We start from the raw sequence: 13,607 nt of genomic DNA, 5'->3' as shown, positions 1-13,607 counted from the left end.
TATTAATCCAAGTATGAATATTAATCATTAAGTTTGAAAATAATGAATAAGAAAAATATATTGGTTCCATTGTTCGTCGCTCTTTCTTTGCCAATGGCAGCTCAGAAGGAAGATATCAAGGGAGTAGTACTTGACCAATGGAACAAACCGGTATCGGGGGCTGTCGTCATAGATGTCAATCATCCTGACCGGATCGTTTCTACTGCAAAGGATGGTTCCTTTTCTCTTGCTGGTGGTGAGGTGTTAAAGGTGGAAGCGCCTAACCAGAGTGAGAAAATGGTAAAGGTTTCGGGAAATCAACCCATAGTAGTGAAGTTTGGCTATTCTTCTCGGCCGGTAGACAATGGCTCCGGTAAGATCCTCACGGAGCGTGAGTCCACCGGAAGTGTGGCCGGGGCGTGGGGCGCAGACATTGATAAGCGTTCTACGAAGGATGTCGGCCAGGACTTGTTCGGTCAGGTCCTCGGCTTGCAGACCCTTCAGGAATCTTCCCGTTTTGGAGGTACTTCCACGTCTAATTATATCCGTGGTATCCAGAGTACGAGCAGCCATCCTCTGATCATTGTCGATGGTATAGAACGTGAGATCACGGATATTACACCTGAAGAGGTGGAGAATGTTACTGTCCTGAAGGATGCGGCAGCGGCAGCTCTCTATGGCTATAAAGGGGCTAACGGAGTGCTGGTCATCACTACCAAGCATGGACTGTATAATAAGAAAGAGATACATGCTTCCTATGAGCACTTGTTCAACTGGATGGAGCGTCGTCCGTCTTTCGTAGATGGCTATACCTACGCCAGCGCGGTGAATGAGGCCCGTGCGAATGAGGGCTCTACACCGGTATTTGATGAGAATTCACTGAATGCTTATAAGAATGGTACCCTGCCTTATAATTTCCCTAATGTGAACTGGCTGGATGAGGTGTTCCGTGATGTTTGCTCAACGGATAATTTCAATCTCAGTTTCCGTGGTGGTGGCTTGAAATTCCGTTATTATACTTTCTTCAATCTGGTCAACAGCAATGGTTTTACGAAACAGCCGAATGAGAATGACGGTTATTCTACTCAGGAAAAATACCAGAAGGCTAATATCCGCTCCAACTGGGATATAGACCTGAGCCCGAAGACCAAGCTGACGATCCACTTGCTCGGCACCCTTGCGGAATCCAATTATCCGGGGAATAATGCTGACCTTTGGTCGGATATTTATAATGTTCCCTCTGGTGCGTTTCCTATAAAAACGGCAGATGGAACATGGGGAGGAAACTCTCAGTTTGCCGGGACAATGAATCCTGTAGCTCAGGCCGTCGGTGCTGCCTACAGCAAGAACCACCGTCATACCTTTGATGCTGATATGGAGCTGACGCAGAATTTTGATTCTTTCCTGAAGGGACTTACCGGTTCTTTCCGTCTGGCCTACGATAATACTTCGTTGATTACGGAGGATCACTCCCGGCTCTATAACTATGGCATGGAATCGGTAACGGGGTGGGAACCCGATGGCTCGGTCGCCTCAACGTCCAACTATCTGTATACGGTAAACTCTACCGCCATGGATGAAGGTTCAAGCTTGAGCAGTTATAATAAATTGTTTAATTACTATCTCCAGATGGCATACGACCGCACTTTCGGTGAACATTCCATCTATGCGCAGGCTCGGTGGGAATATGAGTACAAAAACTATCAGGGCTTGAATACCACTAATTATCGTTTGGGAGGTTCCTTTTATACACATTATGGTTTCAAGAACCGTTATTTCTTTGATACTTCATGGGTTTATGAAGGGAGCAATGTGCTGGCACCGGGGCATAAGTGGACTCTGTCACCTGCTTTTTCAGCAGCCTGGCTGATCTCTGATGAGCCTTGGGCTAAGAATGTCAGTTGGCTTAACTTCCTGAAACTTCGTGCTTCCTGGGGAGTACAGAACGTGGATGCTATACCTGTGAATGATTATTGGGAACAACTCTACCAGGGTTCCGGGAACGGCTATCGTACAGGAACGGACTTCGGCTATGGTAACGGACGTTATGAAATGGCTCGTCTGGCCAGTGAGGCTAAAAAGCATGAGCGGGCTTATAAATTTAATGTCGGTTTTGATGCCACTGTTCTTGACGGACTGGACCTGACCTTTGATTATTATCTCCAGCATCGTGACAATATCTGGTTCTCTGCCGGGGGAAAGTATACGACCATTTTAGGTGAAGATGCTCCGTACGAGGCTGCCGGCCAGATCAACAGCCATGGCGTGGAGTTAGGGATCAACTGGATCAAGACGATGGCTGACGGCTGGACTTTTAATTTCGGCGGCAACTTTGCTTACAATCGGAATATTGTCAAGAATATGCTTGAGGAGCCTCGTGCTTACTCGAATCTGGTCATGACCGGTAAACCTTACGGACAACTGGAAGGTCTTCAGGCCATTGGCTTGTTCAAGGATCAGGCGGATATTGATGCCAGTCCGAAACAGAACTTCGGGGCTGTCTACCCTGGTGACATCAAGTACAAGGATGTCAATGGTGACGGCGTGATCGATGGAAATGATGTCAAGGCTATCGGCTATAATACAACTTGTCCTGAAATCTACTATTCTTTCAAACTCGGTGCTGAGTATAAAGGTATTGGTATGGACGCGCTCTTTCAGGGGACGGGGCATTATTCGGCAATGATGAGTAGTCTCCTTGTCCGCCCGCTAACCGCAAGTACAAGTATCTCCAAGGAATATTACGATCATCGCTGGACACCGGAGAACCAGAATGCCAAATATCCGCGTCTGGCTTACCAGAGCAGTCCGAACAACTACCGGAACAGCAGTTTCTGGATGCTGGATCGTTCTTTCCTGAAACTCCGCTATGTCGAGGCTTATTATAATTTCCCTGCTTCCCTGCTTCATCATCTGAAAGTCGTAAGCAAGGCAAAGTTTTACGTCCGTGGCGTCGATCTCCTCTGTTTCGATCATATCAAGATCGCTGATCCTGAAACCTATAACACGTTGCGTCCTCTGACCAGAAGTGTAGTAGCAGGTCTCAGTTTCGATTTCTAATGTTGGATGATTAATATAAGACACAATGAAAATCAATAAAATTATATTCGGCATAGCTTGTGTACCCCTCGTCCTGGTCTCTTGCAGTGACCAACTCAACTATCATGAGTATGATAATGTGAACAAGGATTATATCTCCCGGATTTATGACCGGGTAGATGGCCTGGTTTCCAATATCTATTGTCAACTGGATTATGATTATGGTGACAATTATGGAGGGGGGATGCTCGCTTCAGCCTCTGATGAGGCTGTGTATTGCAATACCAGTGCTTCAGTCAATGATTTCTTTAATGGCTCCTGGAGCCCTTCTGATCCTTTGTCTGCTCAGTGGGGGGCCAGTTATTATGCCATCGCTGATTGCAATGATTTCCTGTACAACTTCAAGGATCTGGACTTTAAGGATCAGTTGAATACGGATAATTATTACCGTAATCTGGCTCAGTACAAGCGATTCCCATACGAGGTAAAACTGCTTCGGGCTTATTTCTATTTCCTCCTGGTCCGTCAGTATGGGGCCATACCTTACTATACGGCTAACCTGACTGCAGAGCAGAGGAATGTCCTGAAACAGATGCCGGCAGAGGATGTGCTGGATTCCATTATTGCTACTTGTGACTCCGTTCAGGATCATCTCCCGATGGATTATACAAATTTAGGCTCCAACACCATGAGCCCTGCTGAGACTGGTCGTTTCAACAAGTTGGTCGCTATGTCCCTGAAGGCACGTGCCGCCCTGTATGCTGCCAGCCCGCTTTTCAATACGGACGGCTCCCACAATGACAAATACCTGCTGGCTGCTCAGACCTGCCAGGCTGTGCTGGACTCAGCGGCTATCCAGGGTATTCATTTAGGAGCTTATAACAGTAACTGGGGACCGAACAATTTTATGCCTGGGAACAGCAATAATCCTGAACTGATCTATGCGCGTCGTGTGGATGATTATGGAAAACCGGAGTCCAGAAATTTCCCTGTGGGTATAGCCAGTGCCGGTGGGGGCGGTAACTGCCCGAGTGAGACACTTGCCGAGGCTTTCCAGACCAGGAACGGCTATGATGTGGTCTTGACGGATACGGGATTTGAAAGCAAGGATCCGACTTTTGATCCGAAGAATCCTTTTGCAGACCGTGATCCTCGTTTTGCCATGGTTTTTGCGGTAAATGGCGAAAAGGGATGGCCGATAGCTAATAGTGACGGACTTGAGACCTTCTATGGCGGGATCAGCGGAGAGCCGAAAGTCGGCGGCACTCCTACCGGTTATTACTTGAAAAAACTCCTGGACGGGAGTCTGGATCTTTCTGCTACAGGACGGAAGAAGACTTCCCGCCATTCATGGATGACATTCCGGCTGGGCGAAATCTATCTGGACTATGCTGAGGCTGCCTTCCGTGCTACCGGTTCCTATACTGCTGTTCCCAAGGGGTGTCTGCTCTCTGCTCTTCAGGCTGTGAACATCATTCGACAGAGACCGGGAGTAAACATGCCAGCATTGCCGTCCACGATGACCAACGAGGAGTTCTGGGAGAAGTATAAGAATGAGCGCTTTGTGGAAATGTGCTTCGAGGACCAGCGCTTCTTTGATGTCCGCCGCTGGAAAGAGGCTGATGAATATTTCAAGAAAGTAAAGGAACTTAAGATCACGAAGAACAGTGATGGATCATTGGTCTATCGTCCTGATTATCAAACTCGTGAATGGGATGATAAAATGTATTTCTTCCCGATCCCGCAGATTGATATTCTCAAGGCTAAGGGTAATCTGACACAGAATCCCGGATGGGGGAAATAGAGGATATGATTTCTGAGACAACGGTTGTCTGTTGAAATCATAAATGGTTGATTTAGCCTGGACCGGGATGGAAATCTCGGTCCTTTTTTCTTGTTTGTTTTCCATCTCTGGGAGTCATGGGGCCTTGCCTGATCCTGTCCTTGACTTTTTACCAGTCTTGAAGAAAAAAGAATAAAAACTATTAAAAATGTTGTTTTAATCTGAATAATTTATTAAATTTGTCCTTTATAAGACAAGTCCAGGACCACGAACGACTTGTAGTGTTGCTGAACCATGAAAAGATTTGTTTCCGAAAGGAATCTGCCGGAGAGATGATTCTTCCATTGATGTTTTTCTAAGGGGAAATCCTGTAAAGAACAGAGGGGAAGGATATCCTTTTAAATGATGTAGACATGAAGAAATGGTACTTCTTTTTTGCGCTTTTTGCTCTGCTTTCCATAAGGGTTAATGCACAGGAAAAAATAGATCTTGCCGGTTACTGGTGGTATACCACTGACGAGATTACTGCACCTTCCTCTCTCATTCATAAGGTGGGGAGAAGGATTTCCCTGCCTGGTTTTCTCCTGACAAATCGTGAGGGAGGTCTGATGCCCCTGGCGTTGAAAGAGACAAATCTGCTCAATGATTCCAGTTATTTCCTCGATTCTTTTATGGCCAGGCCTCATCGGTCTGGAGTGGCACGGCTGGCGTCCTTATCTGAGCCTGAAACTAACTATGTAGGTACCGTGTGGTATTGGAAATCCGTCTGTGTTCCTAAGGAATGGAAGCGGTCTCGTGTCATCCTGTTCCTGGGACAACCGCATGTGGCAACAACTGTTTATGTTAATGGCAGCAAGGTAGGACAGTCCTTGATGAATTCTTTACCCTATCAATATGATATTACATCCTCTTTATCTTTTGGCGGCATGAATCAGATAGCTGTTGAGGTCAATAATGGGATCAGAAGTCTGGCTTTGGATACAGATTCGGGCACAGGATCTTCGGTGGAGAAAGGTAACTGGAATGGTATTGGTGGAAGAATAGAGTTGCTGGCAAGGGCGAAGCAGGCGGTCTTGAAGGTCAGAGTAGGGGAGTATGATGAGCAGAAACATTCCCTTCAGGTTTTCTTGCAAGGTGATAAGGGTTTTGAAAAGGGATTAAAGTTCTTGCTTGAGGATAGTCCTGTCAAGGTGCTAGGCGTGGAAGGCCGACCTGGTCAGGATGGAGCGGAGTCACGGGAATATCATCTCTCCTGTTTCTTGGATAAGTGGGATGAGTTTCATCCGAACACTTATGAACTTGGTGTGGTGATCAAGAGAGATACGATGTCTACTGTTTTCGGGGTTCGTGACATCAGTGCCAAGGGAGGAGAATACTATATCAATGGCCGGTCTGTTTCGTTTCACGGAACAGTAGCTGATAGTGATTTCTCCTTGACCGCCTATCTTTCCACGGATGTGGATTTCTGGTTTAATCTCTTTAAGCATTATAAGGAACAGGGGATCAATGTCATTCGTTTCCATCATCATTTTCCTCCTGAAGCTGCTTTTACCGCTGCTGACTGTCTGGGATTTTATCTGGAAATGGAGGGCCCTGCCTGGCCGTATGCCGTAGGGAGTAGTCCCGGGGAGACGCTGGCAGAGCAGAACAGGGTGAGAGAAAGCAAGCATATTGTGGATATTTATGGTAATCATCCGAGTTTTGTAATGATGTTTGCTGCCAATGATTCTTATGGAAAGACCTTGAAGAAGGATGAAGGCTGGATTAGGCAAATGTCCCGGTATGATCCTCGGAGAATCTATTGCGAAGTTGCTGATGACAATCGTTTGGCTTTGGAACAGACGGGTGAAGAGAAGTCGGCCGGAGACTCTCGGGGCGGGGATGGGACTGCACCTGCTTTCTTGCAGAGATAAAATCCCGGATTCATGGATCTTTGAGGGCCCTGGCATCTGGAGAAGGGGGATTCCGATAGACTTTTAAGCATGGAGGCGAAGGGAGTGTATGGAGTTTAAGTAATTTCTTCTCCTTTGGAAAGAAGGAGAGGTATGAACGGAAATAATAACTGAAACAATATCAAAAACGAAGGACTATGAAACGATTTGCTTTTAAAATGTATCTGAAACCGGGTTGTGAAAAAGAGTATGCCCGGCGTCATGCTGCGATCTGGCCTGAGATGGTGAAAATGATCAAGGAAGACCAGGGCGTCAGCAACTACAGTATTTTCTGGGATAAGGAAACTAACCTTTTGTTTGCTTATCAGGAATGTAATAAAGATGTTAATACTCAGGATACCAGCCATGTCGACCCGGTGACCCAGAAATGGTGGGATATGATGGCTGACCTCATGGATACAAACAAGGATCATTCTCCGGTAAGTGTACCCTTAAAAGAACTTTTCCATTTGAAGTAAACTCAAATGCGGGATCCTGTATTTGAGACAGACTGATGAAAATGCAGAGATGTTTGATTACTGTTCATCAGATCTTTGTGTTCATGACTTTTTACACTGGCTTGTGTCGCCTGTACCGGATTTTGTTCACATTTGCGGATAAAATCCAGGGAGGACCGGACAAGCCAGTTCTTGAATATGATGATTAGCCTATCCGTTCCTCTTTTTAGTAAGTACGAAACGTATGTCCTTCTGAACTGTTCTGTGGTGGCTCAAGAGAAAGAGGGGGGCTATTGATGACCCCAGATGATCCTGTCAAGGGCTTGATAGCGATTTTCCATAGCCGGATCCGTTTTCATGCAAGTATTTGTGTCGATCAGAAGAACAGGAGGAACTTCTTTGTCATTAACCGGTGTCCATTCAGGCAGTCCCAGTCCATTAGGATTTCCTGTCTTGATAAAATTGGCGTAATAGTTTTCAAAGATGTCAGAGACCATATAATCATCCGGTTGCCAGTCATAGACACGGTTGGTAGGCAGATTCCCCATCGCATATTCAATGTCGGCAGAGTGTACGGCACCTTTTGCGCGAGGCTGTGAAGTCTGGCTCCCAGCATCAATGACACCACCGGCCAGTCCTGCTATCTTTCCGGAAATGCGCATGACCGGACGGGGATGGGCGTAGAGGTATCGATATACAGGCTGCTTGCAAGTTTGAGCCTGCATGTTTCCCCATTTCCAGGTGCTGAAGGCGATGAAGAGATCGCCGGTAAAGTTATGTCCAGGCATCCCTTTGGCCTCTGCATCCGTCGTGATTCCGTAAAGTCCAAGTACTTCATCTGCATGACTGCCATAGACGGCTTGTGCCATCTGCTTGAGATGAACTACTGTGCTTTCCTGATCAGGCAGGGCAGACTCCAGGCTGTTCCCTCCTATAAGCAAAGGTACCTGGGCTTGTCCCCCACGCATGAAAATGTCTACAGGCTGTTCAGGGATAAAGTAATTATCGATGTTGTAGGTGAATCGTCCGATCGTGTCTGATAACTTCATGAGTTTTTCAGCAGACAAGGCCCTTAAATCCCTGATATTCTTGAACCCCATCTTTTTCGCGGATTCCATTCCCGCCCTTTCGGCTTGCTTCAGGGTCGGAAGTTGGTGAAATCCCATTACTGATCCACTCGAACCTATGGCCTGCTGGAATAATCCTTTGGCTAAAGGAGAGGCCATGAGGATACTGACAGACATTGATCCTGCTGATTCGCCTGCAATTGTGATATGGTCAGGATCTCCGCCGAAGGCGGCTATATTGTCTTTTACCCATCTGATCGCTGCGACCTGATCCAGAAAGCCATAGTCACCTGATCCCTTGTAAGTCGTTTCCCTGGACAATTGTGGATGGGCAAAAAATCCGAAGATCCCCTCACGATAGTTGGCGGTGATGGCCACGATTCCCTTTCTTGCCATTGACATCCCGTCATATCGTGGCTCGCTGCCGCTACCGGCTATCAGTCCTCCACCATTGAAATAGATGATGACCGGGAGTTTTTCCTGAAAGGTCTTTGCCGGCGTCCATATATTCAGGTAGAGGCAGTCTTCGCTCACCTTCCTGGTGCCGAAGTTCATGTCTCCGAAGACCGGCTCCTGCATGGGGTTCGGACCGAACTCCATGGCCTGGCGTACTCCCGCCCAGTGGGCTGCGGGCTGCGGCGCTTTCCATCTCAGTTGACCAACAGGGGGAGCTGCAAAGGGGATACCCTTGAAGATGCTGATCCCGGATTCATACAGGCCTTCAACGATTCCTTCTCGTGTTCCCACCTGAGGATTATTCCGGGCAGATGCCGTGCTGCAGAGCAGGATGGCCATCAAAGTAAAAATAGTCTTTTTCATGTGATTTGTAATTTTCATTATTCGTGATTAAGGTGTGCCCTGCCATTTCCCTGGTCCTTCATGAGAATTTCGGGTGAGCGTTTTCCTTCTGTTCATATCTGGAAGACAGGGAGCGGGTCGGATCGGCGGGCAATTATTGGGTAACTGGATTCTCTTGAAATTCAGGGATCTGGACACCCTTGAGACTGGGCGCATGGATACATCTCAGGTTGTCTTTCAACTGTTCCGTACTGCTTGCCCCTATTAGTACGGAGGTTACGCCATGTTGTGCCAGTATCCAGGAAAGGGCCAGATCGGCCAGTGATTCATCGTGTTGGGCCGCGATGGCATGGAGACTCTTTAGATATTGAAGGAGTTTGGGGGTCAGGACAGACTGGTCTAAAGAATTGTGCTGAGACATCCGGCTGTCCGCAGGGATACCGTTGAGGTAACGGTCTGTAAGTAATCCTTGTGCTAAAGGAGAGAACGAGATAAATCCGATACCATGGTCTGCACAGTAGTTGAGGATGCCTTCTTTTTCCGGTGATCGGTCGAGGAGGTTCAGACGGCCCTGGTAGATCAGCAGGGGTACGTCCCGCTTCCGGAGATATTCGTCTGCAAACTGAAGGGCCTTGAGTGGCCAGCGGCTGATCCCGATATAGAGGGCTTTGCCCTGGCGGACGATGTCTACAAGAGTTTGAAGAGTTTCTTCCAGCGGTGTGTTCGGATCATACCGGTGGCTATAGAAGAGATCTACATAGTCGAGGTGCATCCGCCGGAGACTCTGGTCAATACTGGCCATGAGGTATTTCCTTGATCCCCAGTTTCCGTATGGTCCGGGCCACATCTCATATCCGGCCTTACTGCTGATAAAAAGTTCATCCCGGTAAGGATGGAAGGTGTCGTCCATAAGGTGCCCCATGGTCTCTTCTGCGGAACCGTAAACAGGCCCGTAATTGTTAGCCAGGTCGAAATGTGTAATGCCATGATCAAAGGCAAAACGGGTTATCTCCCGGCTTCTTTCATACGGATTGATACTCCCGAAGTTATGCCAGAAACCGAGACTTACTTCAGGCAGGAGTATGCCGCTGTTTCCGCATCGTGCATATTCCATGCCGTTGTTGTAACGGTTGCCATTGGCAGTGTAATGTTCTGAAATCATATTGGATAGGATTGAATAGTTTTCTCAATACAAATATAAGGATTAAAAACGAATATAGGCTTATCTTTAAAGATCTTTATTACAATAGATAGATTTTGTCTGTTGCTTGGCTTGGGAAAACGGTTATGTCTGAATCGTAATTCCGGAAAAGTGCTCCTTTTGCGGGTCTGGTCTTACAGATTTGAATAAAATGAATATTTTTTGAACGGAATTCTTTTAATGATTCTTATATATTTTATATCTTTGCATGGGTGGACGGATATTTGCTCCGCCATTTATGATGCCCGATGCTCAAGATCTTTTTTAAGAAGGAATAAACTATTAAAACTAATTGATGATGAAAAGAAAATTTGCCATGCTTTGCCTGTCTGCATTTCTGTCGGCGGTCGTCCTGCCCGTTTCCATGAAAGCTCAGGTACCTGCTCCGATGGCCGATGTAAACCATGTAGTGGATCTGACCCTGGACAGTCTGAGTAAAGCCCAGATGGCCCGTCCTGTTCCTGGCTCTAGCCGGATAGGTAATCATCCGGTCCTTTTTCTGATCGGTAATTCTACCATGCGTAACGGAACCCTGGGGGATGGCCATAATGGCCAATGGGGCTGGGGATTCTACGAACATGTCTTTTTTGACCCTCACAAAATAACTGTGGAGAATCAGGCTTTGGGAGGCATGAGCAGTCGTACTTATTACAATAAACTCTGGGCTCCTGTACGGGATGCCATTCGGCCCGGTGACTGGGTGATTATTTCCATCGGGCATAATGACAATGGCCCCTATGACCGGGGACGGGCCCGTGCGAGTATTCCTGGTACTGGCATGGATTCTCTTCATGTCATCATCCAGGAGACTGGTGTGCATGAGACCGTCTTTACTTACGGGGAATATATGCGGAAATTTATCCGGGACATCCGCCAGCGGGGTGGAAATCCTATTCTGATGTCCTTGACCCCTCGGGATGCCTACAATCCGAAAACAGGAAAGGTGGTCAGGGGGATCTGGACACAATGGCTGGAAGAGGTGGCCGCAACATACGGGGTCCCATTTGTAAACCTGGATGAGATCTCTGCGGAAAAACTCGATCATTACAGTCCTTGGAAAGAGAAGTATATGTTTTATATTGACCATATCCATAGCAGCAGGTTCGGCGCGATGATGAATGCGCGCAGTGCGGCGGAGGGTATTGCTGAGAGTCCTGATCCTGCCTTGAGACCCCTGCAGGAGATGATGCTCCCTTTGGCCTTGCCTACGGAACCGGTAAAGCGTGAAAAGGGAAAACCTGTGGTCTGGATTACCGGTGACAGTACGGTCAAGAACATGGATAAGGATAAGAACGGCATGTGGGGCTGGGGATCGCAGGCTTATACCGTCTTTGACAAAAAAAAGATTACTTGTTTCAATGCTGCAAAGGCAGGCAGTTCTACACGTACTTTCTTAAATGACGGCCGTTGGGATCGTGTCTATAATAGCCTTCAACCGGGAGATTTCGTGCTCATCCAGTTTGGACATAATGATATTGGGCCTATTGACCATGATAAGGAACGTGGCGTGATAGCCTGTGCGCAGGATACAGATCATGTTTACCGGTCTGCCCGTGACGGACATTATGAAGTGGTCTACAGTTTCGGGTGGTATCTGAAGAAATTCATTGATGATGTCCGTGAGAAGGGGGCTACACCGATCCTTGTCTCGCTCACGCCTCGTAATGAATGGAAAGACGGGAAGATAGAGCGGCGTAATGATACCTATGGTAAATGGTACCGTGAGGTAGTCAAGACAACTGGCGTTGAATTCGTTGATTTGCATAATCTTACTGCTGACTGGTTGGACAAGCATTGTGGCAGTAAGTCAAAAGCTTCAAAATATTATAACCATGACCATACCCATAACAGTCTGGCCGGCGCCAGATTAAATGCAAAGGATATTGCCAGGGGATTGAAGGCCATCAAGAGTCCTTTGGCCAAATACCTGAAGTGAGGGATGGAAGGGCTCTGAATCCTGCCTCCCGGCATTTGTGATCTTGGCTTGAGGGGAGGACTTTCTGAAATCCAATAGTAACAATCTATTTACAATATGAAGAGAACACTAATTTTAGCCGTTGTACTTCTGACAACATTAACGGGGTACAGCCAGACTTTTGATATGACGAAGCCACAACCTGTTTATAAGGATGCGGTAGGCTATGGCTATGATATCTTGCCTGTTCCGGACAGAAAATCCACGAAACCTTTTTTCTTTTCTGTCAAGGTTCCTGACGGAAATTATAAGGTAACGGTCACGTTGGGGAGCAGGCGCAGGGCTGCACAGACCGTGGTGCGGGCTGAGAGCCGCAGGTTATTTCTGGAAAACACATTTACGGCAAAGGGCAAGTTCAAGACTTTTTCTTTTGTCGTCAATAAGCGCTCACCATATATTTCCGATAAGGAACAGGTACTGTTGAAACCGCGTGAACGCGGGTCTTTGGACTGGGATGACAAACTTACACTGGAGTTCAATGGCCCGTCACCTGCTGTGAAGAGGATCAGTATTGTCCCGGACAGTGCCGTGACTACACTCTTTTTGTGTGGTAATTCAACGGTGGTCGACCAGGCAAAAGAACCCTGGACAAGTTGGGGACAGATGGCTCCGCGTTGGTTCACTGATCAGATCTCTGTCTCTAATCAAGCTGAAAGCGGGTTGACGGCAACCTCTTTCTTACGTCAGAACCGTCTGGACAAGATCCTTACGATGCTGAAAAAGGGGGACTGGGTGTTCTGTGAATTCGGTCATAATGATCAGAAAGAGCATGGACCGGGCGATGGTGCCTGGTATAATTTTACTTATGCCTTGAAGATTTATATTGATAAGGTGCGCAGGGCAGGTGGAAATATTGTCTTTATCACACCTACAGAACGGAGATTCTGGAAGGATGACAATAAGCATATCCGTGAAACTCACGGAGATTATCCGGAGGCAATGCGTGTCGTGGCAAAACGTGAGGGCGTTCCACTGATCGAACTTCACTATATGACCCGCACGTTCTTTGAAACTTTAGGCTTTGAGGACAGCAAGCGTGCTTTGGTTCAATATCCGGCGAATACTTTCCCCGGACAGACAAAGGCTCTTGCAGACAACACCCATTTCAACCCGTACGGAGCTTATGAGGTCGCCAAGATGGTGGTGATGGGGATGAAAGAGGATCATCTGCCTATGGTTCAAGATCTTCGAAAGGATTGGAAAGACTATGATCCTGCCCATCCGGATGACTGGAAAACCTATAAATGGTATCCGGCTCCGATGATTGATCTGGTCAAACCGGCCGGAAATTAAGGAGATCTATCCGGTGTTCGGATCCTGGGAAAGGGGACAGGGACGTCCTGCCGTCGACTGATCGCAGAGGGAAGGTTCCGGTT

8 protein-coding genes are annotated in these 13,607 nt (G+C 47.3%); 6 read left to right on the top strand and 2 right to left on the bottom strand.

Features of this window, described 5'->3' with window-relative positions; genetic code table 11:
- Positions 1-42: 42 nt before the first annotated feature.
- The 4 genes from ACYRYG_RS08985 to rhaM all read left to right on the top strand — a co-directional run bounded on the left by ACYRYG_RS08985 (position 43) and on the right by rhaM (position 7,211).
- Positions 43-3,039 carry a SusC/RagA family TonB-linked outer membrane protein gene (locus ACYRYG_RS08985; protein WP_460198019.1) on the top strand — a complete coding sequence of 999 codons (2,997 nt, stop codon included), beginning with the start codon at positions 43-45 and terminating at the stop codon, positions 3,037-3,039.
- Positions 3,040-3,064: 25 nt separating this feature from the next.
- Positions 3,065-4,822 carry a RagB/SusD family nutrient uptake outer membrane protein gene (locus ACYRYG_RS08980; RefSeq protein WP_293423634.1) on the top strand — a complete coding sequence of 586 codons (1,758 nt, stop codon included), beginning with the start codon at positions 3,065-3,067 and terminating at the stop codon, positions 4,820-4,822.
- 392 nt (positions 4,823-5,214) lie between these two features.
- Complete coding sequence (locus ACYRYG_RS08975; protein WP_293427798.1) at positions 5,215-6,714, top strand: sugar-binding domain-containing protein; 1,500 nt, start codon at positions 5,215-5,217, stop codon at positions 6,712-6,714.
- Between the two features lie 176 nt (positions 6,715-6,890).
- Positions 6,891-7,211, top strand: coding sequence for an L-rhamnose mutarotase (rhaM, locus tag ACYRYG_RS08970; protein WP_293415818.1), 321 nt, complete (start codon positions 6,891-6,893; stop codon positions 7,209-7,211).
- Positions 7,212-7,480: 269 nt separating this feature from the next.
- Here the strand turns inward: rhaM and ACYRYG_RS08965 are convergent, their stop codons facing one another.
- Both ACYRYG_RS08965 and ACYRYG_RS08960 read right to left on the bottom strand, forming a co-directional pair.
- Positions 7,481-9,076 (bottom strand): carboxylesterase/lipase family protein, encoded by a 1,596-nt coding sequence (locus ACYRYG_RS08965; protein ID WP_460198018.1) that lies wholly within the window; start codon positions 9,074-9,076, stop codon positions 7,481-7,483.
- A gap of 133 nt (positions 9,077-9,209) precedes the next feature.
- Positions 9,210-10,217, bottom strand: coding sequence for an aldo/keto reductase (locus ACYRYG_RS08960; protein WP_293415822.1), 1,008 nt, complete (start codon positions 10,215-10,217; stop codon positions 9,210-9,212).
- Positions 10,218-10,572: 355 nt separating this feature from the next.
- Here ACYRYG_RS08960 and ACYRYG_RS08955 point away from each other — a divergent pair, with 355 nt between their 5' ends.
- Together ACYRYG_RS08955 and ACYRYG_RS08950 are read left to right on the top strand one after the other, a co-directional pair.
- The gene (locus ACYRYG_RS08955; protein WP_460198035.1) at positions 10,573-12,192 is read left to right on the top strand and encodes a GDSL-type esterase/lipase family protein; all 1,620 of its coding nucleotides are present in this window, start codon (positions 10,573-10,575) and stop codon (positions 12,190-12,192) included.
- Positions 12,193-12,288: 96 nt separating this feature from the next.
- Positions 12,289-13,524 carry a rhamnogalacturonan acetylesterase gene (locus ACYRYG_RS08950; RefSeq protein ID WP_293415826.1) on the top strand — a complete coding sequence of 412 codons (1,236 nt, stop codon included), beginning with the start codon at positions 12,289-12,291 and terminating at the stop codon, positions 13,522-13,524.
- Positions 13,525-13,607: the final 83 nt, after the last annotated feature.

This window comes from Segatella asaccharophila (assembly GCF_054687055.1).
Note: the sequence above shows the minus strand (reverse complement) of the source record. Positions and strands in the feature narration are given on the sequence as shown.

Coding starts and splice junctions, on each gene's coding strand:
- ACYRYG_RS08985 (WP_460198019.1), top strand. CDS start 43: ATGAATAAGAAAAATATATTGGTTCCATTGTTCGTCGCTCTTTCTTTG.
- ACYRYG_RS08980 (WP_293423634.1), top strand. CDS start 3,065: ATGAAAATCAATAAAATTATATTCGGCATAGCTTGTGTACCCCTCGTC.
- ACYRYG_RS08975 (WP_293427798.1), top strand. CDS start 5,215: ATGAAGAAATGGTACTTCTTTTTTGCGCTTTTTGCTCTGCTTTCCATA.
- rhaM (WP_293415818.1), top strand. CDS start 6,891: ATGAAACGATTTGCTTTTAAAATGTATCTGAAACCGGGTTGTGAAAAA.
- ACYRYG_RS08965 (WP_460198018.1), bottom strand. CDS start 9,076: ATGAAAAAGACTATTTTTACTTTGATGGCCATCCTGCTCTGCAGCACG.
- ACYRYG_RS08960 (WP_293415822.1), bottom strand. CDS start 10,217: ATGATTTCAGAACATTACACTGCCAATGGCAACCGTTACAACAACGGC.
- ACYRYG_RS08955 (WP_460198035.1), top strand. CDS start 10,573: ATGCTTTGCCTGTCTGCATTTCTGTCGGCGGTCGTCCTGCCCGTTTCC.
- ACYRYG_RS08950 (WP_293415826.1), top strand. CDS start 12,289: ATGAAGAGAACACTAATTTTAGCCGTTGTACTTCTGACAACATTAACG.